Source organism: Streptomyces sp. NPDC057428 (genome assembly GCF_042803195.1).
Taxonomy (GTDB): domain Bacteria; phylum Actinomycetota; class Actinomycetes; order Streptomycetales; family Streptomycetaceae; genus Streptomyces.
The window spans coordinates 62299-80574 of sequence record NZ_JBHVCT010000021.1; the positions used below are offsets into that span (position 1 = coordinate 62299).

Consider the following 18276-nt stretch of genomic DNA (forward strand, 5'->3'; position numbering starts at 1 on the left):
CTCCACACCGCGGGACGTCTCAGCCTCTGGAACCACATGAGACGACCGGAGCGAAATCTGCCCACAGAATTGAGTCCGTTTAGCGCTCATACGTTCTGTTATTTACTGAAAATACTCATGCCCCGCTCCAGGAGGGCTGGAGAACAGGGCATACCGTGGAGGGGAGCGGAGTAAGTCAACCCTTACTCCGCTCCCCTCTGCCCGCGACCGCCGCCCAAAGGAACAACACTCCATGACACGCCCCGTCCGCGTCGCCATCGTCGGAGCCGGTCCCGCCGGAATCTACGCAGCGGACGCGCTTCTCAAGTCCGAGGTCGCCCAGGAGCCGGGCGTATCGATCGACCTGTTCGAACGCATGCCGGCACCCTTCGGCCTGATCCGGTACGGAGTGGCCCCCGACCACCCGAGGATCAAGGGCATCGTCAAGGCGCTGCACCAGGTTCTGGACAAGCCGCAGCTGCGGCTGTTCGGCAATGTCGACTACCCCAACGACATCGGGCTGGACGACCTGCGGTCCTTCTACGACGCCGTGATCTTCTCGACCGGTGCCGACGCCGACCGCGCGCTCGACATACCGGGCATCGAGCTCGATGGTTCCTACGGTGCCGCCGACTTCGTGGCGTGGTACGACGGCCACCCGGAGGTTCCGCGTACCTGGCCGCTCGCGGCCGAGAAGGTCGCCGTGCTCGGCGTCGGCAACGTCGCCCTGGACGTCGCACGCATCCTCGCCAAGACGGCGGACGAGCTGCTCCCGACCGAGATTCCCGCCAACGTGTACGACGGCCTGAAGGCGAACAAGGCCCTGGAGGTGCACGTCTTCGGACGACGCGGACCGGCCCAGGCGAAGTTCAGCCCGATGGAACTCCGCGAGCTGGACCACTCGCCGAACATCGAGGTGATCGTCAACCCCGAGGACATCGACTACGACGACGGCTCGATCGCCACCCGCCGGGAGAACAAGCAGGCCAACATGGTCGCCTCCACCCTGGAGAACTGGGCGATCCGGGACGTCGGCGACCGCCCGCACAAGCTGTTCCTGCACTTCTTCGAGTCCCCCGTCGAGGTCCTCGGCGAGGACGGCACCGTCGTCGCCCTGCGTACCGAGCGCACCGAGCTCGACGGCACGGGCAACGTCAGGGGCACCGGCCGCTTCACCGACTGGGATGTGCAGAGCGTCTACCGCGCGGTGGGCTACTACTCGGAGGAGCTTCCGAAGCTGCCCTTCGACGTCCTGTCCGGCACCGTCCCGCACGCCGCCGGCCGCGTACTGAGCGGCGAAGAGCCGATGCCCTCGGTGTATGTGACCGGGTGGATCAAGCGCGGTCCGATCGGGCTCATCGGACACACCAAGGGGGACGCCAACGAGACGGTGGCCTGCCTGCTGGAGGACCACGCCGCCGGCCGGCTGCCCGCCCCCGGCCGGCCCGAGGCCGACGCCGTCGTCGACTTCCTGGAACAGCGCGGCGTCCGGTACACCACCAAGGAAGGCTGGCACCGCCTCGACGCCCACGAGCAGGCGCTCGGTGCCGAGCAGGGCCGTGAGCGCATCAAGGTGGTCGAGCGCGCGGCCATGCTGGACGCCTCGGGGGCCTGACCGGCCGCTCCACGGCCCGCGCCCCCGGAACTCTCCGTCCGAGTTCCGGGGGCGCGGGCCGTGCGGGTGACTACGAAACGCCTCTCGGTGCGTGCGTCGCACGGCGCGAACACGGGCAGGCTGCACGAGGATTTCCTCGAATCGATCCATGCCCTCCGATGCCCCACCGCCTCGGCGGACCTGGGAGATGACGTGCAACCACCCACCACCCGAGTACCTTTGCTCGCCCTGAGCGGGGGTGCCGGTGCGGGAAAGAGCACCCTGGCGGGCGCGCTGGCTGCGGCGTCCCCGGATACCTCGGTGATCCGTCTCGACCGGTTCTTCCACGTCGACCCCCGGTCGGCACCCGTCGTACCGGCGATCAAAGGCCCGGGTGTCGTCGTCGATCACAGCGACCCCGCGTCCGTGCGCTGGGACCTCGTCCAAAAGGCCCTGGCGGACCCGGGCGACGGGGGCGGCGGGCTCGTCGTGGTCGAGGGCACCTTCGCCCTCCAGCCCCAGGTGCGGGCCCTCGCGTGGTGGACCGCGTATCTGGACACACCGGCGGACCTTCGTCTGGCACGCAAGACGCTGCGCGGGATCCAGGAGGGAAGAGATCCCGAGATCTCGGTGCGCGGATACCTCGCCCATGGCCGTAAGGCTCACGACCGCCACGTCGCTCCCCTCCTGCACACCGCCGACCTGGTCCTGGACGGCACTCTCCCGACCTCCGAACTCGTACGGCGGCTGATCGCCCTGATCAGCAACGCCTGCCCCCGCCGCGGCTGAGTTCGCGGCACGACGGCCGGCGCAGGCCCGCCGGGAGCCTCACGGACTCGTGAGTACGACGAGTTGGCGGGTCGCCCGGGTCATGGCCACGTAGCGGTCGACCGCCCCTTCGATCCCCTCGCCGAACGCCTCCGGGTCGACGAGCACGACCATGTCGAACTCGAGCCCCTTAGACAGCTCCGGAGTCAGCGAGCGGACGCGGGGTGTCGGCCGGAACGAGGGATCGCCGATGACACAGGCTATGCCCTCGGCCTCGGCGGTGAGCCAGGCTCCGACAACCGCGTCCAGGTCGGCGACCGCTCCGTGCATGACGGGGAGCCCGCTGCTGCGGACCGAGGTCGGCACGTTGGCGTCCGGGAGCACCGCCCGGACGACCGGCTCGGCCTCCAGCATGATCTCCTCCGGTGTCCGGTAGTTGATGCTCAGCGAGGCCATCGTGATGCGGTCGAGCCCGATCCGTTCGAGCCGGTCCTGCCAGGACTCCGTGAACCCGTGCCTGGCCTGGGCCCGGTCGCCGACGATGGTGAAGCTCCGGGACGGGCACCGCAGCAGTAGCATCTGCCACTCGGCGTCGGTCAGTTCCTGCGCCTCGTCGACGACGATGTGCGCGAACGGGCCCGCGAGTCCATCGGATTCGGTGTCGGGCAGCGCGTTCGCGTCGACCAGTGTGTCCTTCATGTCCTGGCCGTTGAGCATCGTCACCAGTCCCTCGCCGTCGTCGTCCGCCTCCAGCAGGGCGTCGACGACCTGGGCCATCTGCTCCCTCTCGGCTGCGAGGGACGCCGTGTGCCGTGTTCTGCGGCGGGATGCCTCCGGGTCTCCGAGTCGCTGCCGCGCGGCGTCGAGGAGCGGCAGGTCGGACACCGTCCAGGCCCGGGCGTCCGCCCTCTGCAACCGCCGCACCTCGTCCGGGGCGAGCCAGGGAGCGCACGTGCGCAGGTAGGCGCCCACCGACCACAGGTCCGAGACCAGTTCGTCCGGTTCCAGCAACGGCCACGCGCGGTCGAAGGCAGCGATCAGATCCCTGTTGTGTCCCAGCGACCTCCGCAGTTGTTCCTCCGGTGCGTCGCCCTCGTGCTTGTCCACGAGGATCGTGAGGAGTTCCTCCCAGATCTCGTCGCGCGCCTCGTTGTGCGGGGTGCCCGGTCCCGCCGCTTCGAAGGCCAGGGCCCAGTCGTCCGCGCTCAGCCAGATGTCCGACCAGTGGGTCTCGACCGCCATCCCCTCCGACGGCGCCTCCTCGTAGAACCTGACGGCCGTCTCGATCGCCTTCACGAGGCCCGCGGACGACTTCAGCCTGGCCACCTCCGGATCGGACTCGGCCGTCGCCGCGGCCCCCTCGGGGACGAGATCCCGGAGGGTGCAGGTCTGCACGCCCTCCTCTCCGAGGCTGGGCAGGACATCTGCCACGTATCCCAGGTAGGGCTGGTGCGGACCGACGAACAGTACGCCGCCCCTGCGGTGGCCCAGGCGGGGATCGGCGTAGAGGAGGTAGGCCGAGCGGTGCAGGGCGACGACCGTCTTGCCGGTGCCGGGGCCGCCGTCGACGACGAGTGCGCCACGGGACCCCGCACGGACGATGGCGTCCTGGTCGGCCTGGATGGTTCCGAGCACGTCCCGCATCCGCGCCGATCTGTGGCCGGCCAGACCGGCGATGAAGGCGGACTGGTCGTCGAGCGCGGCGTGCCCGGCGAAACCGTCCGAGGTGAAGACCTCGTCCCAGTAGTCGCTGATCCGTCCGCCGCTCCAGCGGTACCGGCGGCGGCTCGCCAGGCCCATCGGGTTGGCATGAGTAGCTCCGAAGAACGGCTCGGCCGCGGGCGAACGCCAGTCGATGAGCAGCCGCCGCCCTGTGCTGTCCTTGAGGCCGAGTCGTCCGACGTACACGGGCCCGGAGCCGTCCGCACCGATCATGTGTCCGAGGCAGAGGTCGAGCCCGAAGCGTCGCAGCGCACGCAGGCGGCCGGTGAGCCGGTAGATCTCCGCGTCCCGGTCCATCGCCTGCCGGCCCGCGCCGCCCGGCGCCCTTCGCTCGGCCGCGAGACGGACGGACAGTTCGCCGATCGACCGCTCAAGGCACTCCGCGATGGCGGCGAAGTGCTGCTCGTCGCCGGCGACCGACGCGGGGACGGCCTTGTGGGCAAGGCGTTCGGGAAGGTCGAACGCGCTGGTGGTCACCTGATTCACGTCAGTCTCTCCGATCCGATGCAGCTCGCGACGCACGTGAGCAGGGGTGACCGAACCGGCACGACGGGGATGCGCGGCGGGCGGCATCCCCGTCCCCGGGGGGAACCGCACACCGACAACGAGTAAGCATTCACTGCACCTTCTTTCCCTCCCGCTCGGATGGGACGGTTCCCCCAACGATTCGACGCCGAGCCGGACGAGCCGCAAACGGAACGCGGATGTGCGTAACCCGTAGACTCATCGGATGGCGAAGTACTTCGATGTGCACCCCGAGAATCCCCAACGCCGCACGATCAGCAACGTGGCCGACAGCATCCGCTCCGGCGCCCTCGTCGCGTATCCGACCGACTCCTGTTACGCCCTCGGGTGCCAGCTCGGCAGCCGGGACGGTATCGGCCGCATCCGGTCGATCCGGAACCTCGACGACCGCCACCACTTCACCCTTGTGTGCCAGAACTTCGCACAGCTGGGGCAGTTCGTCCAGGTGGACAACGACGTCTTCCGCACCATCAAGGCGGCGACACCCGGTAGTTACACCTTCATCCTGCCGGCCACCAAAGAGGTTCCGCGGCAGCTGCTGCACCCGAAGAAGAAGACCGTCGGTGTCCGGATCCCCGATCACGCCGTCACTCAGGCCCTCCTCTCCGAGCTCGGCGAACCGCTGCTCTCCAGCACCCTGCTCCTGCCCGACGAGGAGGAGCCGCTGACGCAGGGCTGGGAGATCAAAGAGCGCCTCGACCACGTCGTGGACGTCGTGCTCGACTCCGGAGACTGCGGAACCGAGCCCACCACTGTCATCGACTTCTCCTCCGGCGAGCTGGAGATCGTGCGCCGAGGGGCCGGCGACCTCTCCCGCTTCGAGTAGAGCGCCCGCGCCACGGTCACTCCGCGTTTCCGGCAGTCCTGCTGAGATGCGCGCACCCCCAGGTGCCTGGTTCGGTGGAGGGGTCCGCCCCGCACACCGCCAGGGAGTGATCATGAGCGAAGCAGACGACCTTCGGGGCCGTGCACAGCAGATGCACGACAAGGCCGAGGAACTCGAGCACGCTGCCGAGCAGGCCACGGAGGCCGGGGAGCGTCAGCGACTGCACGAGGAGGCGCGCCGTCTCGAATCCCAGAGCGAGCAGATCAGCGACATGGCCAGTGGAGACATCTACCCCATCGAGTAGGACGTCGTGCCGTCCCGTCGCCGCGGAGTCGACAAGGCACCCCGGTTGCCGACGGCCGCACACCGTGCTACTACCTAAGTGAGATGCGATGGATACGCGGAGGGTGGGGCACGGGCTTCCCCTCCCCCGCCCCGCTCTCCGCCCGCGCTCCACGAAGGGGGCTTGGTGACGTACATGAGATGGCAGGCGTTCCTGAAAGCCGTCCAGGATCGCGGGGCGTACCCGTCGGCTCAGCAGGCGGAGCGGGCATCACGTGTGGTGCTGGCACTACTGGGGGCGCACATCGTCGGCGAGGAGCGCAACGAGCTGGCAGCGAGGCTGCCGGAGACCTTCGCGCTCATCCTTCTGAACCCGTTGCAGGCCGCGGAACCCCTCAGTCCCGAGCGGTTCGTGCGCGCGGTCGCCGCCTGGATCGAAGGGGCCACCGAGCGGACCGCCGCATGGGACACGAGCGCTGTGCTCAGCGTGGCGGCGGACGCTGCGGGCGATGAACTGCTGGAGCGCCTCCTGCTCCAACTCCCCCCGGGGTATGACCTCTTGTTCGGCCACCCCAGCAGCCAGTGAGAACGGGGTTACGCCCGGCGACCCACCGTGCCGCAGGGGCCCAAAGCGTGCGGCCCGGGCTATCGCACCCCCCGGGCCCCGAGACCCGCGATCCGTGCCAGCCGGCGCATCGAGTCCACCAGTGCTTCGCGGTCGTACGTGCTCGTGGTGACCAGCAGTTCGTCGGCGCCCGTCTCCTTGATGACGAGTTCCAGGTCGGCCGCCACCGTCTCCTCCGTGCCCGCCAGGTGACCGCGCAGGCCATCTTCGAACAGCCCGCGCTCCTTCTCCGTCATGGCCAGCCCTTCGATCCGCTCGGCAGGCGACAACGGGGGGAACGCGCCTCGGGTCCGCGCGAGAGCCATGGACCACGCCTCCGGCACCAGCAGCCGCCGCGCCTCCTCATGCGTCCCGGCGACGGCGACGGTGCCCGAGACGATCACGTGCGGCTCCGGGGACCAGGCCGAGGGGCGAAACCCGCTGCGGTAGCCCTCGATCGCCTGCATCAGTCTGTCGCGGCGTCTGAGATCGCCCACGACCAGGGGCAGCCCGGCCGCAGCGGCGATTTCGGCACCCTCGCCGATCGCCAGGACGTACGGGGGGACGCGCAGCCCCGCCGCGGGGTGGGCGTGGACCTGGGGGTGGATCCGCTGGGTTCCGTCCATCCACCCCAGCAGTTCGGCGAGCTGTCCGCCGAAGGCCCGGGCGTCCTCCTTGTCCCGCCCCAGAGCCCGGCGGATCCCGTCGGTGAATCCGACGGAGCGCCCCAGCCCCATGTCGATCCGGCCGGGAAAGAGCGAGGCGAGTACCCCGAACTGCTCGGCGACGACGAGCGGCTGGTGGTTCGGGAGCATGACACCGCCGGTTCCCACCCTGATCGAGGCGGTGGCTGCGGCAACCGCGGCGGCGAGCACCGTCGGTGCCGAGCCGGCCACTCCGGGCACACTGTGGTGCTCGGAGACCCAGAACCGGTGGTAGCCGAGCGCCTCCGCCGTTCTGGCCAGTGCGACCGTGTCGCGCAGCGCCTGAGGGCCGTCGTAACCCTCGCGGGTGCGCGAGCGGTCGAGGACGGAGATGCGGGTCGATTCGAGGAGAGTGCTCACACCTGTGTCAACGCCGCAGGCTCGGTGGGATTCCCGGTCCGGTCCGGACCGGGGTATGGGCGATGGACCGGCGTGAGGCACGCTCAGCAGGCACGGTAGACGTGCCCCTCCTCGCCCGCCGGCAGCACGTCGAGGTCGCGGAGCACCAGAGAGATTCGGTCTCCCCAGGTCGAGCAGCTCTCCGCGAAGCCGACATCGCCCTCTCCCTCGTACTCGATCCCGAAGACACGGCCGTCGTAAGCCTCGGCATACGCGTCGCATTCGTCGAACTGCGCGCATTCCTCCGTCACCGCGAAGTCGAATCCGATCGTGGTGTGCCGCGGAAGGAGGTCCGTCGTGTTCTTCTGCCCGATCGCGAGGCCTGCGTCGTGTGCCCGCTCCGCCAGCATGGCCGCGAACGCGGCGTTGTGAGCCTGCGTCAGTCTCCCCTGTGAACGCTCGTACGAGTCGAGGTTGTCGGGCTCCACGGCCTGGAACCCGCTCTCCGCACACCCGTCGATCCATTCACCGACGATCTCCGCGAGCCTGGTCCGCCCGGCCGCCGTCGAGGTGTCGAGGAGCACCTCGTCCCAGCCCTCGTCGATCACAGGTTCACCCTCACCGTCACGCAGGAGCAGGTCGGGCTCGGTTTCCTCCCACCACTTCAGTGCGCCGGGCTGGGTCTGGAATGCGTTGACGTAGCAGACGTTGTAGAGGCCGTCGGCGGGCTCGTCCTCACGGTCACGGGACACCGCCTCCACCCCGGAGGGCGGCGCATAGCCCCCGCCGATCTGATAGTCGAAGCCCATACCCGGCGTCGGCCGCAGCACAGCGGCCGGCTCCGCGCGATGCTCGGACGCGGTGCCACGGGGCGGCTCGTCCGTCGCGGCGCAAGCGGCCGCCGCGACCACGCCGAGGGCGCAGGCGAGGCCTGTCACCACGCGGGCGACCGCGCGCCGACGGCTGAGGAAGGGGTACAGGGCACGGACGGTCACGCACACTCCAGGGTCGGGAACGCCGGAGAAGGATCTGTGCCCGCTCCGGAAACCGCTCCTGAGACTTTCACGGCCTTGGTGCCCGGTGATCCCTTGGGGCAGGGTGGGTCCATGGCTACGTACAAGACGATGTCGTTCCACCTCGAGACCGAGCGCTTGATACTGCGGCCGTGGGCCGAGTCGGACGCTGCCGAGTTCTGCGCCCTCCTCTCCGAACGCGGCAAGGGGACGCCGAAGGTCGACCACATCCGGAGCGCGATCGCGAAGCTGCTCACGGAAACGGCGGCGACAGGGATCGCCCTGCTGCCCGTCCATCGCCGCGCCGAGGGCGACTTCATCGGCTACTGCGGACTGATCACCGGCCGCTCCACCGTGGAGGAGCCCGAGATCGCGTACGAGTTGTTCCAGCACGCGCATGGTCGTGGCTACGCCACCGAGGCGGCCGGCGCGGTACTCGGTGCCGCTGTCGCAACCGGCCGGAAGCGGCTCTGGTCGACCGTCGGAGCATGGAACACACCGTCGTTGCGCGTCCTCGAGAAGCTCGGGTTCGAGCGGGATCACGTTTCCACGGACGACAGCGGTGAAGTGGTGTGGCTCACACGCTCGTTGCCGTGAGGAGAGGTCCCGCCGCGTGAACCGCGTCTGCTGCGCGACGCACTCATGCGCGGGCCAGGTTGCGACAAGGGCGCTGAGCGATCCCAGAGACTTCGGTACTCGCGGCACGGACACCCTGATTCATGACGGCCGCCCACCGGGCCGCCAGTTGTGCACCTCGATGACGGCGTACCGGACCGATGTCAGGACGGGGTTTTCGATGCGACGGCAGGTCGGTGGCCTTCGGCCGCAAGGTACGGACGGAATCCCGAGCCGACCGCTCCACCCGCGAGCACAGTGCCCGCAGAGCCCCGAGTCGGCCGGTGCGGCACTCAGAGGGGCTCGGGAGAACGCACGCATGTCCCTTGGTTGCCCCTGTGCCCGCTCTCCGCCGTCGCGACCCGGGCCAGAAGTTCCTCGCGCCCGATGGCATCGGTGCGCCTCGACGGCACGGTGCAGGCACAGGCACCCGCCACCGTCCCGTACACCGCGCAGCGCCAGGGGTGTTCGCCGGTCAACGGGCCGAACAGGAAGGCCGAGGCGAAGGCGTCGCCGGCTCCGTTGGAGTCCACCACAGGCGCGGGCGGAATCGCGACGGGCAGATGTGTCAGCTCGCCGTCGTGAAGCAGGTACGCACCGTCGGCACCTGCCGTGGCGACGACGGTCCGGGCCCTTCCGCGTGCGGCGATGTCGCGCATGGTCCGCGCCGGGTCGGTGAGCGCGGCGGTGGACAGGAACACGAGGTCCGCGTCGAGTGCGAAGGTCTCGTGGTACGGGTCGACGCCGTCCCAGTCGTGCAGATCGGTGGAGACGCTCACTCCGGCCTCACGGAGAACGGGAAGAGCGGACGCGCACGGGTGCGTGATGACGACGTGTGCGTGGCGGGCGTCGGCCGCCAGGGACCGGATCGTGGCCTCGTCGAACCGGTCCGAGTCCCGCGAGCGTGTGGCGTCGTAGAGGGAGATCCGCCTTCGGTCCGGCCCGACGAGATTGACCGCGCGCTTCGTGCCGCACGGCTGCGGGACCTCGGTGAGAGGGATTCCCCGGTCGCGGTGGAGTGCGCGGACCAGGTCGCCTTCGTGATCGTCACCGATCATGTCGAGATGGTGCGCACGAAGGCCGAGGGCTTGGATCCCGAGTGCGACGAAGTCACCGCTCTGCCCCGCGCGGGTCACGATGCCGGGCCGGATCATGTGGCTGTCCGCGAAGGGAAGAGGGAGCCCGGGCACGTGGACGACGGTGTCCACCCCTGCCCCACCCAGTACGAGAACATCCGTCCGCTTGCTCATGAAGGTGGCTGCGCCTCTCGGTTATCGGGCTGCGGCCTCGCTCGCGTCGGCCTGCCGGGTGGGGAGCATGTCGGAGCCTGCCGCCCCGCGTCCTCAACCGTCAAGGATCTATGCAAGTCCTTTCACATTCTTGCGTAAACGGCGGTGCTCGCCCCACAGCTGGCCGCGGGAGCGGCGGGGCGGCAGCCCTCAGGGCCGCCGTGCCCTGGTCGAAGGCGATCCGCCCCGGGACCGGCCCCCTGCGGAACTCGGCGCGTGGGGTCCCAGGCCCTGCCCCCCGTCCGTGGCTCCTGGCCGGCCCGCTCTCCGTCCGGGCGGCTCACCAGTCGTGGACCGTCCCGTCCTGCAGCCGGTTGACCGGGAGGTAGGCGGATTCGTAGGGGTGCGCCGCCGCGAGCTCCTCGTCGAGTTCCACGCCGATCCCGGGCGCCTCTCCCGGGTGGAGGTAACCGTTCGTGAAGGTGTACGCGTGGCGGAACACCTCCTCGGTGAGCGGGGTGTGACCCGAGTACTCCTGGATACCGAAGTTGTGCACGGCCAGGTCGAGATGCACCGCGGCGGCCATACCCACCGGCGAGATGTCCGCCGGCCCGTGGATCGCGCTCTTGATCTGGTACTGCGCGGCGAAGTCGAAGAGTTTGCGGAGCGGGCTGACGCCGCCGAAGTGTGTGACGGCGGACCGGACGTAGTCGATCAGCTGCTCGGTGATGAGGCCCTGGTAGTCGTACACCGTGTTGAAGACCTCACCGATGGCCAGCGGCGTGGTGGTGTGCCGGCGGACGATGCGCAGCGCCTCCTGGTTCTCGGCGGGTGTGCAGTCCTCCAGCCAGAAGAGGCGGTACGGCTCCAGGTCCTTGCCGAGGCGGGCGGCCTGAAGGGGGGTGAGCCGGTGGTGTGCGTCGTGCAGGAGGTGCAGTTCGGGGCCGAACTCGGCGCGTACCGCTTCGAACACGGTCGGCGTGTGGCGGAGGTAGGCCTCGGTGTCCCAGTCCTCCACCAGCGGCCTGGCCTGCTGATGGAGCACAGGTGAGCCGTCGTCGTCCGTGCTCGCCACGCCGTAGACCGCCTTCAGCCCGGGGATGCCGGACTGGATGCGGACGGCGGGGTAGCCCTCGGCGATGCGGGCCCGCACCGAGTCCAGGAGTTCCGGGACGTCACGGCCGTTGGCATGCCCGTACGTGCCTACGCGGTCACGACTGGCACCCCCGAGCAACTGGTAGAGCGGGAGTCCCGCGGCCTTCGCCTTGATGTCCCAGAGCGCGACGTCGACCGCGGCGATCGCCGCCATGGTCACCGGCCCGCGCCGCCAGTAGGCGCCTCGGTAGAGAGACTGCCAAGTGTCCTCGGTGCGGTGCGGGTCGAGGCCCGTAAGGAGGGGCACGATGTGGTCCTGGAGGTAGCTGACCACCGCCAGTTCCCGGCCGTTCAGCGTGGCGTCGCCGAGGCCCGTGAGACCCTCGTCGGTCGTCAGCTTGAGGGTGACGAAGTTGCGGCCGGGGTTCGTGACCAGGACCTGCGCGTCGACGATCTTCATGGGGACACTTTCCTGCGGTTGCGGCGATGAGGGCTGTTCAGTTCTTGGTGGCGCCTCGAGGTAAGGCGCGGAAGGCTCCGAAGGCCGCGACGCGCCCTCACCCGGTCCTGGCGACGGCCTACGCCCGGCCCCTGCCCCGGTACACGTCGAGGTCCCCCTCGAGCTCGAGCGCCAGGACGGTCGCGTGCGGGTCCACCTGGCCGGCTGTGGGCGCGTCGATCCAGAGCACTCCGGGCACGTGGCCGAGTCCTCCCGTCACCCGGTGCGCGAGCACATCACCGGTACCCAGCACGGTCACGCGCTTCACCGGCGTACTCAGGCCGCGGACCGAAACGGTCTCGTGCGGAGTGCCGAAGCAGACCAGGTACAGCGTCCGGCCGTCGGCGGAAAGTGTGCTCGGGCCGTAGTGGTGGCCCGGCGGCAGGCCCGCCACCACCCCGTGGACCGCCTCGGCATGCCGGTTGATCCACGTCCCGAGCCCGAGCAGCCGGTCGGCCTGCGCCGGTGGGATCGTGCCGTCCTCCTCGGGCCCCACGGCCAGCAACAGATTTCCTCCCATCCCGATCGTCTCCGCGAAGTAGCGGACCAGTTGGCCGACCGATTTGTGGTTGTCGTCCGCGTGCTGGTGGCCCCAGGAGTCGTTGACCGTAAGGCACAGTTCCCACGGGCCGTCCGGGGCCTCGACGGACAGGCCCTGTTCCGGTGTCGCGTAGTCGCCGTGGCCGGTCAGGCGGGCGTTCAGGACGGTCTGCGGCAGCAGGGAGACGACGTCCCGCGCCAGGGTGTCCATGTGCCACTGCTGCTCGGTGCGCTCCCACTCACCGTCGAACCAGAGCAGGTCGGGCCGGAAGAGTTCGGCGACCTCGCGGACCTGGGCCGCACGGAAGCCGAGGTACCGGTGCCAGCGCGCCTGGTCCTCCTCGCCCTCCGGTGGCGTACTGAAGCGGGAGTCGTTGACGGGCACCTCCCGCGGCGCGGGGTGCCGGACCGTGGCGTAGTCGGGGTGGGACCAGTCGGAGTGGGAGAAGTAGAGGCCCACCTTGAGCCCGCGTTCCCGGAGCGCCTCCGTGTACCCGGCGACCAGGTCGCGGCCCGCGGGCGTGCGCCGTACCACCGAGAGGTCCGAGTGACGGGTGTCGAAGAGCGCCACCCCGTCGTGGTGTTTGGCCGTGAGCACCGCGTATCCGGCGCCGGCGCGGGCGAACAGTTCGGCCCACGCGTGCGGGTCGTACCGCGAGGCCGTGAATCCGTGCAACTGGTTCATGTACTGCTCGTAGGTGACTGTTCCGTCGTAGAAGGACCACGACTCCGCCACTCCGTCCACGGCGTAGATCCCCCAGTGCACGAAGATCCCCAACTTGGCTTCGCCGAACCACTTCTGCATGGCCATCGCGTACTCCCCCTCCGCCCGGCGCCGACGGACGTCGTGCGTCCGCCCGTTCCGCCCCGCCGCTCACGCTAGGATCCGGGGCGGGTCGGACGAGTGGGTCCCTGTCACCACTGCTGGTAAATTCTCACCGTGCTGTCGATCCGCCTGGACGAACCGCCCGAGGTCGCCGCCGTAGGGGTCGGCGTGCACGGGACGGCCGGCGCGCGCGACGTGTTCCGGCTGCCCGGCCTGTGGCAGCTCCACCTGTACGGGTACGCGGGCCAGTTGACCGTGGACGGCGAGGTCCACCCCATCAGGCCGGGCCACGTGAGCCTCGTACCGCCGGACACCTCGGTGGAGTTCCGTTATCGCGGGCGGTCGGAGCACCTCTTCGCGCACCTGTCGCTCTCCGCGACCGGCGAACCCAGGCAGGTGCCGGTGATGCAGGACGCGGGTGCTCAGGCCACCGCGCTGTCGGAGCTTATGCGCCGCGCCGTCGCGGCGGCGCCGGTCGAGCCGGCTCAGGCCTCGGCCGAGATCTGGACGGCGCTGTGGCGGGTGGTCCGGCTGCCACCGGCCGTGCCGCAGGTGGTCCCCCATCCCGCGGTCACCAGCGCGGTCGCCTACATGGAGACGCGTCTGGCCCAGCCGTTGACCGTGCCGGAGATCGCCAGGGCCGCCGGTGTTTCGCACAACCATCTGAGCAGGCTGTTCAGGGCCGAACGGGGCGACACGGTCGTCGCCTACCTCAGACGCCGTCGGCTGGAACGAGCAGGGCATCTGCTCCGGGAGTCCACCCTCTCCATTCCCGCGGTCGCCGCTTCGGTGGGCATCCCTGACCTCCAGGCCTTCAACAAGGTATGCCGTCGCGAACTCGGCGCCTCGCCGCGAGCCGTACGGGCGGGCTGGAGCCGGGGCGAAGTGGCGGCCGACTGATCCCGGGCGGACCGCATCCGATACTTCGCAGCGTCAGAAAGCGGCGTGCTGGGGGCTTTTGTGACCCCTCGTGGTGTGAGCCGCACGGACCCGGGTAGGCGACTGTAGCGCGTGCGGATTCGCAGACGCTGTCAGCCGAAGGAGTACGACCATCATGTCGACATCCGTACAGGCAAAGACGGCGAAGAGCGGTGCAGCGACGGCCCTCCCGGAGATCCCTGATCCGCAGAAGGTCGCCCCGAAGGACGCCCGTGCGTTGAACAAGCTGTTCTTCGACCGGCTGCAGGCCCTCGACGAGGGCACGGCCGAGTACCAGTACGCCCGCAACACCCTGATCGAGATGAACCTCTCGCTGGTCCGGTTCGCCGCCGGCCGCTACCGCAACCGCGGCGACGGTCAGATGGAGGACATCCTCCAGGTCGGGACCATCGGTCTGATCAAGGCCATCGACCGGTTCGAACTCGCTCGCGAAGTCGAGTTCACCTCGTTCGCCATTCCCCACATCGTTGGTGAGATCAAGCGCTTCTTCCGCGACACCACCTGGTCGGTGCACGTCCCCAGGCGCCTGCAGGAACTGCGCGTCACCTTGGCCAAGACCAAGGAGCAACTCGCCACCGTTCTCGACCGGGACGCCACGGTCGGCGAACTGGCCGCGCACCTCGCCCTCAGCGAGGAGGAGGTCATCGAGGGTCTCGTCGCCTCGAACGGCTACACCGCGGGATCGCTCGACCTGCCCGTCGACGGCACCGAGAACGAGGGGCCCGGAGCGGCGGGCCGCACGCAGAGCGACCTCACCGGTGACTGCGACCCCGGCATGGAACTGGTCGACAACCTGCAGAGCCTCGCACCGCTGCTGGAGTCCCTGGACGACCGCGAGCGCGCGATCGTCGGTATGCGCTTCGGCCAGGAGATGACACAGGCCCAGATCGGCGAGCACCTGGGGCTCTCCCAGATGCACGTCTCCCGCCTGCTCAGCCGTATCGTCGCGAAGCTCCGCGAGGGCATGCTCACCGAGGACTGAGCACCACGTCCCCCGTGCGCCGTGCGCCGTCGGCCGTGCGCCCCGGAAACCGGCCGTCGGGGATGCTCCTCCGGTCGGGGACGCCATGCGACCGGGGCGGTGAGCGACGGACCCGTCACACCGAAGGCGGTCGGTCCTCGTCGAGGCCGCTGCAGTACGCGATCGTCGCGTCGTCCGCCGTCACCGCACGGTGTGCCTCAGCCCGCCGGACCCGCTCGACAAGGCCGACGGGGCCCACTGCCGCCAGTGTGACCATGACCTCCGGCCAGTCGGCGAGCCGGAACGGATCCACGATCCGGCCCGCGCCGTTGCTGAGCAGGGCGACGCCGGTGACTTCGGAGACCGGACGGCTCCCCGTGATCGCCTCGTCCGCCGCCCGGGGGTCGTCCTTGGCCACCCAGAATCCACCGGGCCGGTTCCGGTTGGCGCGCATGTCGCTGAGCAGCCGGCGGTACTCGTCGCCGCCCGCCGGGAGGGCCTCGAGCACGGTCCGGTAGGGGCGGCTGACGTCCGTCTCCCGAGGGTCCGACACCACGACCGGCGTGCCGTCCAGCACGTCGAGTACGACGAGCGAGTCGCCCAGCACCAGGTGGTCGAGGTAGCCGCCGGACAGGCGCATGACGGCCACGGCCGCCGAGGGGCTGATGGGGTCGGCGACGTCGCAGGTGTCCCGGTGTGCGTCCGTCACCTGTCCGATGGCCTCCGCGAGAAGCGCGGTGAGGCTCCGCTCCGGGGCGAACGGCAGCAGACCGAGGAGACTGCCTCCCAGACGCCCCGCGTACCAGGCCACGCCGTGACGGCAGATCGCTTCGGTGCCCGGGATTCCGGCGCCGTCGACCAGCACGGCCGCGCCCGGCAGGACGCCGACGAAGTCCTCGTTCACGCGCCCGGTCCACGCCGCGACGCTCGTCATGGTCACCCGCACGCCTGCCATCTCTCCCCGCCGCCCGCACCCGTTGACGGGAAGCGAAGCGATCACCCTATCCACCCCGGAGCCGACGGCGACGCCGAACCATGGGTCGAACGTCACGGGACGCTCATCCCCGGCCGCGGCGTTACTGATCCTTCGGCGCCGGCCGTCCATGGGCCGCGTGGACCGGAGCGTGACCGGCCCGGTCCTGCGGCCCGTCCGCGTGTCCGCACGGCGTCTTCGCCCGGTACGGGGCAGCATGAGCCGGATGCAATCCCCGGCGCAGCCCGAACGTACGCCCGACGGCCGGTACATCGTGGTGAACGGGCGGCGATGGCGGGCCACGGATCTGGAGATCCCCGAGCACATCGCGGCCGACCTGCGCCGTCACCTCGCGGCGGCGCGGCGTGCGGTGGGCGCGGCTCGCAGGAACGAGGATGAGGCAGCGGAGGGACTGGCCCGTAGCAGGGTGCACACGGCGGCGGTGGCGCTCGGCGAGCGCGGCACCCCGTGGTGGGACCAGTCCCCGTCGGAGCGGCGCGAACGCTGGGCGAAGGGTGCCGCCGAGCTCGACGCCGCCCGTACGGACGGCGTGGACGAAGGCCGTGCCGGGGGATGAACGTCCGCGCGGGGCGGGTGCGCCGTCGGCAGGGTGCCGGGGGGCAGCTCGCAGGCGGCGGGGACACGGTCCCGATGTTGCCGGGCGTGATGAGGGGGCCTGGCCGGCTGAAGCACCCCGATCGCTTCAGCCGGCCAGGTGCGGGCAGCTCAGGAAGTGCTACTCGCCGTGGCCTTCGGAGTGGCCGTGGTGCTCACCCTTGCCATCGCTGTGGTGCTCACCCTTGCCATCGCTGTGGTGCTCACCCTTGCCATCGCTGTGGTCACTGAAGCGCTCGCCGCCGAAGTCGCCGTTGACGCAGGTGTTGCCGGCGCTCGGGTTGAGCAGACCGATGACGTTCAGCGAGTTGCCGCATGCGTTGACGGGGATGTGGATGGGCAGCTGCACGACGTTGCCGGACAGCACGCCCGGCGAACCGTACGCGACGCCCTGCGCACCGGCATCGGCGCTGGCCGTGCCCGGCCCTGCCAGAACCAAGGCACCAGCGGCCACGGTCAGGACCGCCGCGCTTCCCAGCTTGAACATGTTGTCTCCAGACGTGTGGGGGTCGCCCCACGGAGGGGCGGGGACTTCGTCCTACACTGCGCACGCCCGCCCGTCCGACTACGCTGACACGCCTGTCGACCGCTACGGGCCCCCTCGAACGGTGGACCCGACGGTCCGGCCGGACGTTCGATCCGAGCAGCCGGACAGCATGCCCGCGGTGACCGGTACCGGTCACCGGCGCCGCGGCAACGAAGAGGAGGCGGCCGATGGCCGCATGGAAGGTCGCTCCGGACGCAGGCGCACTGGGCCGCAGACACTGTTCCCACGCGGACGCGGACACGCGCCCGCCCGAGCGGGAAACCACCTTGGCCTGCGACGACTGCCTCGCGGGCGCCCGGTTCGTGAGCCTGCTGCGGTGCCTCACCTGCGGGCACATCGGGTGCTGCGACAGTTCGCCCGGTCAGCACGCCTTCAGCCATGCCGGGACAAGCGGCCATCCTCTGGCCCGTTCCCTGCGTCCAGGTGACGCCTGGGCCTGGTGCTACGAGGACGAACTCTTCCTGCTCCCCGTCGACGACGACGCCGTCTGACCGGGGAGGTGCGCGGGGCGCTCAGGGCCGTGTCCCGGCCTCGGGCCCCCGCATGGCCCATCCGATCAGGCCCGTAGCCGCTCGCCCGGCCGGTTTCAGCACCCACCGCTCCCCCGGCCCCCAGCGCGGAAGGCTCAGTTCACTGGTCGCCCAGCGGGGCAGCAGGGCGACGGCGTTGGCCGCCAGAGCTCCGTAGAACGGCAGGGCGAGGACAGGGATCGGTGGCCTCAGCAACAGATACCGAGTGGTCTCCCGCGCCTGCGGTGTACATCGCAGTTCCGCTCGGTACTCCTCCAGGCGTGTGTGGAGAGCCTGGGCCGATCGAGGCGGGGACACGACCCCCAGTGCCTCGGCGATGCGCGCCATCTCCGCGACGTACCGGGAACATTCCTCCTCGGTGAGGGGACGCGCTCCGAACCTCTGGTGCGCCTCGAGGAAACTGTGGGTCTCGGCGACATGCACCCACTCCAGCAAGTGGGGGTCGGAGGCGTGGTAACGACCTTGGGGGAATTAGTGATCGTCCCGGTCGGGCCGTGACATGAGAAGGACCGCACGGGTTAGGTGAGTTGTGAAGCTTTCCTGGGCCCGTG

General features: G+C 70.0%; 18 protein-coding genes and 1 pseudogene. 10 read left to right on the forward strand and 9 right to left on the reverse strand.

Annotated features, from left to right (window positions below; translation table 11 throughout):
- The first annotated feature begins 232 nt into the window (after positions 1-232).
- Positions 233-1594 carry an FAD-dependent oxidoreductase gene (locus ACFU5K_RS11545; protein ID WP_384059311.1) on the forward strand — a complete coding sequence of 454 codons (1362 nt, stop codon included), beginning with the start codon at positions 233-235 and terminating at the stop codon, positions 1592-1594.
- A 192-nt stretch (positions 1595-1786) separates the two neighbouring features.
- Positions 1787-2362 (forward strand): hypothetical protein, encoded by a 576-nt coding sequence (locus ACFU5K_RS11550; protein ID WP_384059314.1) that lies wholly within the window; start codon positions 1787-1789, stop codon positions 2360-2362.
- A 39-nt stretch (positions 2363-2401) separates the two neighbouring features.
- On the opposite strand, the gene helR is transcribed toward ACFU5K_RS11550, so the two are convergent.
- The gene (helR, locus tag ACFU5K_RS11555) at positions 2402-4549 is read right to left on the reverse strand and encodes an RNA polymerase recycling motor ATPase HelR (RefSeq protein ID WP_384059317.1); all 2148 of its coding nucleotides are present in this window, start codon (positions 4547-4549) and stop codon (positions 2402-2404) included.
- A 244-nt stretch (positions 4550-4793) separates the two neighbouring features.
- Between helR and ACFU5K_RS11560 the strand changes: the two genes are divergently transcribed.
- From ACFU5K_RS11560 to ACFU5K_RS11570, 3 genes are all read left to right on the forward strand, one after another.
- Complete coding sequence (locus ACFU5K_RS11560; RefSeq protein ID WP_384059320.1) at positions 4794-5414, forward strand: L-threonylcarbamoyladenylate synthase; 621 nt, start codon at positions 4794-4796, stop codon at positions 5412-5414.
- Between the two features lie 112 nt (positions 5415-5526).
- The gene (locus ACFU5K_RS11565; protein WP_384059322.1) at positions 5527-5718 is read left to right on the forward strand and encodes a DUF6381 family protein; all 192 of its coding nucleotides are present in this window, start codon (positions 5527-5529) and stop codon (positions 5716-5718) included.
- Between the two features lie 174 nt (positions 5719-5892).
- Positions 5893-6282, forward strand: a complete 390-nt coding sequence (locus tag ACFU5K_RS11570) for a DUF2267 domain-containing protein (protein WP_384059360.1) — start codon at positions 5893-5895, stop codon at positions 6280-6282.
- Positions 6283-6341: 59 nt separating this feature from the next.
- On the opposite strand, the gene ACFU5K_RS11575 is transcribed toward ACFU5K_RS11570, so the two are convergent.
- Together ACFU5K_RS11575 and ACFU5K_RS11580 are read right to left on the reverse strand one after the other, a co-directional pair.
- Positions 6342-7364 carry an MsnO8 family LLM class oxidoreductase gene (locus tag ACFU5K_RS11575; protein ID WP_384059325.1) on the reverse strand — a complete coding sequence of 341 codons (1023 nt, stop codon included), beginning with the start codon at positions 7362-7364 and terminating at the stop codon, positions 6342-6344.
- An 83-nt stretch (positions 7365-7447) separates the two neighbouring features.
- Positions 7448-8338: an endo alpha-1,4 polygalactosaminidase gene (locus tag ACFU5K_RS11580; protein WP_384059328.1), complete on the reverse strand. Its 891-nt coding sequence runs from the start codon at positions 8336-8338 to the stop codon at positions 7448-7450.
- A 111-nt stretch (positions 8339-8449) separates the two neighbouring features.
- On the opposite strand from ACFU5K_RS11580, the gene ACFU5K_RS11585 reads away from it, so the two are divergent.
- Positions 8450-8953: a GNAT family N-acetyltransferase gene (locus ACFU5K_RS11585; protein WP_384059331.1), complete on the forward strand. Its 504-nt coding sequence runs from the start codon at positions 8450-8452 to the stop codon at positions 8951-8953.
- A 311-nt stretch (positions 8954-9264) separates the two neighbouring features.
- Here the strand turns inward: ACFU5K_RS11585 and ACFU5K_RS11590 are convergent, their stop codons facing one another.
- The 3 genes from ACFU5K_RS11590 to ACFU5K_RS11600 all read right to left on the reverse strand — a co-directional run bounded on the left by ACFU5K_RS11590 (position 9265) and on the right by ACFU5K_RS11600 (position 13145).
- Positions 9265-10221, reverse strand: coding sequence for an adenosine kinase (locus ACFU5K_RS11590; RefSeq protein WP_384059333.1), 957 nt, complete (start codon positions 10219-10221; stop codon positions 9265-9267).
- Between the two features lie 319 nt (positions 10222-10540).
- Complete coding sequence (gene manD / locus ACFU5K_RS11595; protein ID WP_384059336.1) at positions 10541-11755, reverse strand: D-mannonate dehydratase ManD; 1215 nt, start codon at positions 11753-11755, stop codon at positions 10541-10543.
- A 118-nt stretch (positions 11756-11873) separates the two neighbouring features.
- Entirely contained in the window at positions 11874-13145 is a 1272-nt protein-coding gene (locus ACFU5K_RS11600) for an alpha-L-fucosidase (RefSeq protein ID WP_384059337.1), read from the reverse strand.
- Positions 13146-13277: 132 nt separating this feature from the next.
- Here ACFU5K_RS11600 and ACFU5K_RS11605 point away from each other — a divergent pair, with 132 nt between their 5' ends.
- Both ACFU5K_RS11605 and ACFU5K_RS11610 read left to right on the forward strand, forming a co-directional pair.
- Positions 13278-14060, forward strand: a complete 783-nt coding sequence (locus ACFU5K_RS11605) for a helix-turn-helix domain-containing protein (protein WP_384059363.1) — start codon at positions 13278-13280, stop codon at positions 14058-14060.
- 154 nt (positions 14061-14214) lie between these two features.
- A complete protein-coding gene (locus ACFU5K_RS11610) occupies positions 14215-15081 on the forward strand; it encodes a SigB/SigF/SigG family RNA polymerase sigma factor (RefSeq protein WP_384059340.1) in 867 nt (288 codons plus the stop codon).
- Positions 15082-15196: 115 nt separating this feature from the next.
- On the opposite strand, the gene ACFU5K_RS11615 is transcribed toward ACFU5K_RS11610, so the two are convergent.
- Positions 15197-16111 carry an integrase gene (locus ACFU5K_RS11615; RefSeq protein ID WP_384059343.1) on the reverse strand — a complete coding sequence of 305 codons (915 nt, stop codon included), beginning with the start codon at positions 16109-16111 and terminating at the stop codon, positions 15197-15199.
- Between the two features lie 148 nt (positions 16112-16259).
- Here ACFU5K_RS11615 and ACFU5K_RS11620 point away from each other — a divergent pair, with 148 nt between their 5' ends.
- Positions 16260-16610, forward strand: coding sequence for a hypothetical protein (locus ACFU5K_RS11620; RefSeq protein WP_384059345.1), 351 nt, complete (start codon positions 16260-16262; stop codon positions 16608-16610).
- A 159-nt stretch (positions 16611-16769) separates the two neighbouring features.
- Here the strand turns inward: ACFU5K_RS11620 and ACFU5K_RS11625 are convergent, their stop codons facing one another.
- On the reverse strand, positions 16770-17135 hold the full coding sequence (locus ACFU5K_RS11625; RefSeq protein ID WP_384059348.1) for a chaplin: 366 nt from the start codon (positions 17133-17135) through the stop codon (positions 16770-16772).
- 227 nt (positions 17136-17362) lie between these two features.
- Here ACFU5K_RS11625 and ACFU5K_RS11630 point away from each other — a divergent pair, with 227 nt between their 5' ends.
- Positions 17363-17686, forward strand: a complete 324-nt coding sequence (locus ACFU5K_RS11630) for a UBP-type zinc finger domain-containing protein (RefSeq protein ID WP_384059350.1) — start codon at positions 17363-17365, stop codon at positions 17684-17686.
- Positions 17687-17707: 21 nt separating this feature from the next.
- On the opposite strand, the pseudogene ACFU5K_RS11635 reads toward ACFU5K_RS11630, so the two are convergent.
- Positions 17708-18172, reverse strand: a pseudogene (locus ACFU5K_RS11635) (oxygenase MpaB family protein); the annotation flags it as partial.
- Positions 18173-18276 lie beyond the last annotated feature (104 nt).

Bases quoted from the DNA above. Each gene is read 5' to 3' on its own strand.
- manD (WP_384059336.1), bottom strand. From the start codon at position 11,755: ATGAAGATCGTCGACGCGCAGGTCCTGGTCACGAACCCCGGCCGCAAC.
- ACFU5K_RS11560 (WP_384059320.1), top strand. From the start codon at position 4,794: ATGGCGAAGTACTTCGATGTGCACCCCGAGAATCCCCAACGCCGCACG.
- ACFU5K_RS11545 (WP_384059311.1), top strand. From the start codon at position 233: ATGACACGCCCCGTCCGCGTCGCCATCGTCGGAGCCGGTCCCGCCGGA.
- ACFU5K_RS11630 (WP_384059350.1), top strand. From the start codon at position 17,363: ATGGCCGCATGGAAGGTCGCTCCGGACGCAGGCGCACTGGGCCGCAGA.
- ACFU5K_RS11565 (WP_384059322.1), top strand. From the start codon at position 5,527: ATGAGCGAAGCAGACGACCTTCGGGGCCGTGCACAGCAGATGCACGAC.
- ACFU5K_RS11590 (WP_384059333.1), bottom strand. From the start codon at position 10,221: ATGAGCAAGCGGACGGATGTTCTCGTACTGGGTGGGGCAGGGGTGGAC.
- ACFU5K_RS11620 (WP_384059345.1), top strand. From the start codon at position 16,260: ATGCAATCCCCGGCGCAGCCCGAACGTACGCCCGACGGCCGGTACATC.
- ACFU5K_RS11570 (WP_384059360.1), top strand. From the start codon at position 5,893: ATGAGATGGCAGGCGTTCCTGAAAGCCGTCCAGGATCGCGGGGCGTAC.
- ACFU5K_RS11610 (WP_384059340.1), top strand. From the start codon at position 14,215: ATGTCGACATCCGTACAGGCAAAGACGGCGAAGAGCGGTGCAGCGACG.
- ACFU5K_RS11585 (WP_384059331.1), top strand. From the start codon at position 8,450: ATGGCTACGTACAAGACGATGTCGTTCCACCTCGAGACCGAGCGCTTG.
- ACFU5K_RS11625 (WP_384059348.1), bottom strand. From the start codon at position 17,135: ATGTTCAAGCTGGGAAGCGCGGCGGTCCTGACCGTGGCCGCTGGTGCC.
- ACFU5K_RS11600 (WP_384059337.1), bottom strand. From the start codon at position 13,145: ATGGCCATGCAGAAGTGGTTCGGCGAAGCCAAGTTGGGGATCTTCGTG.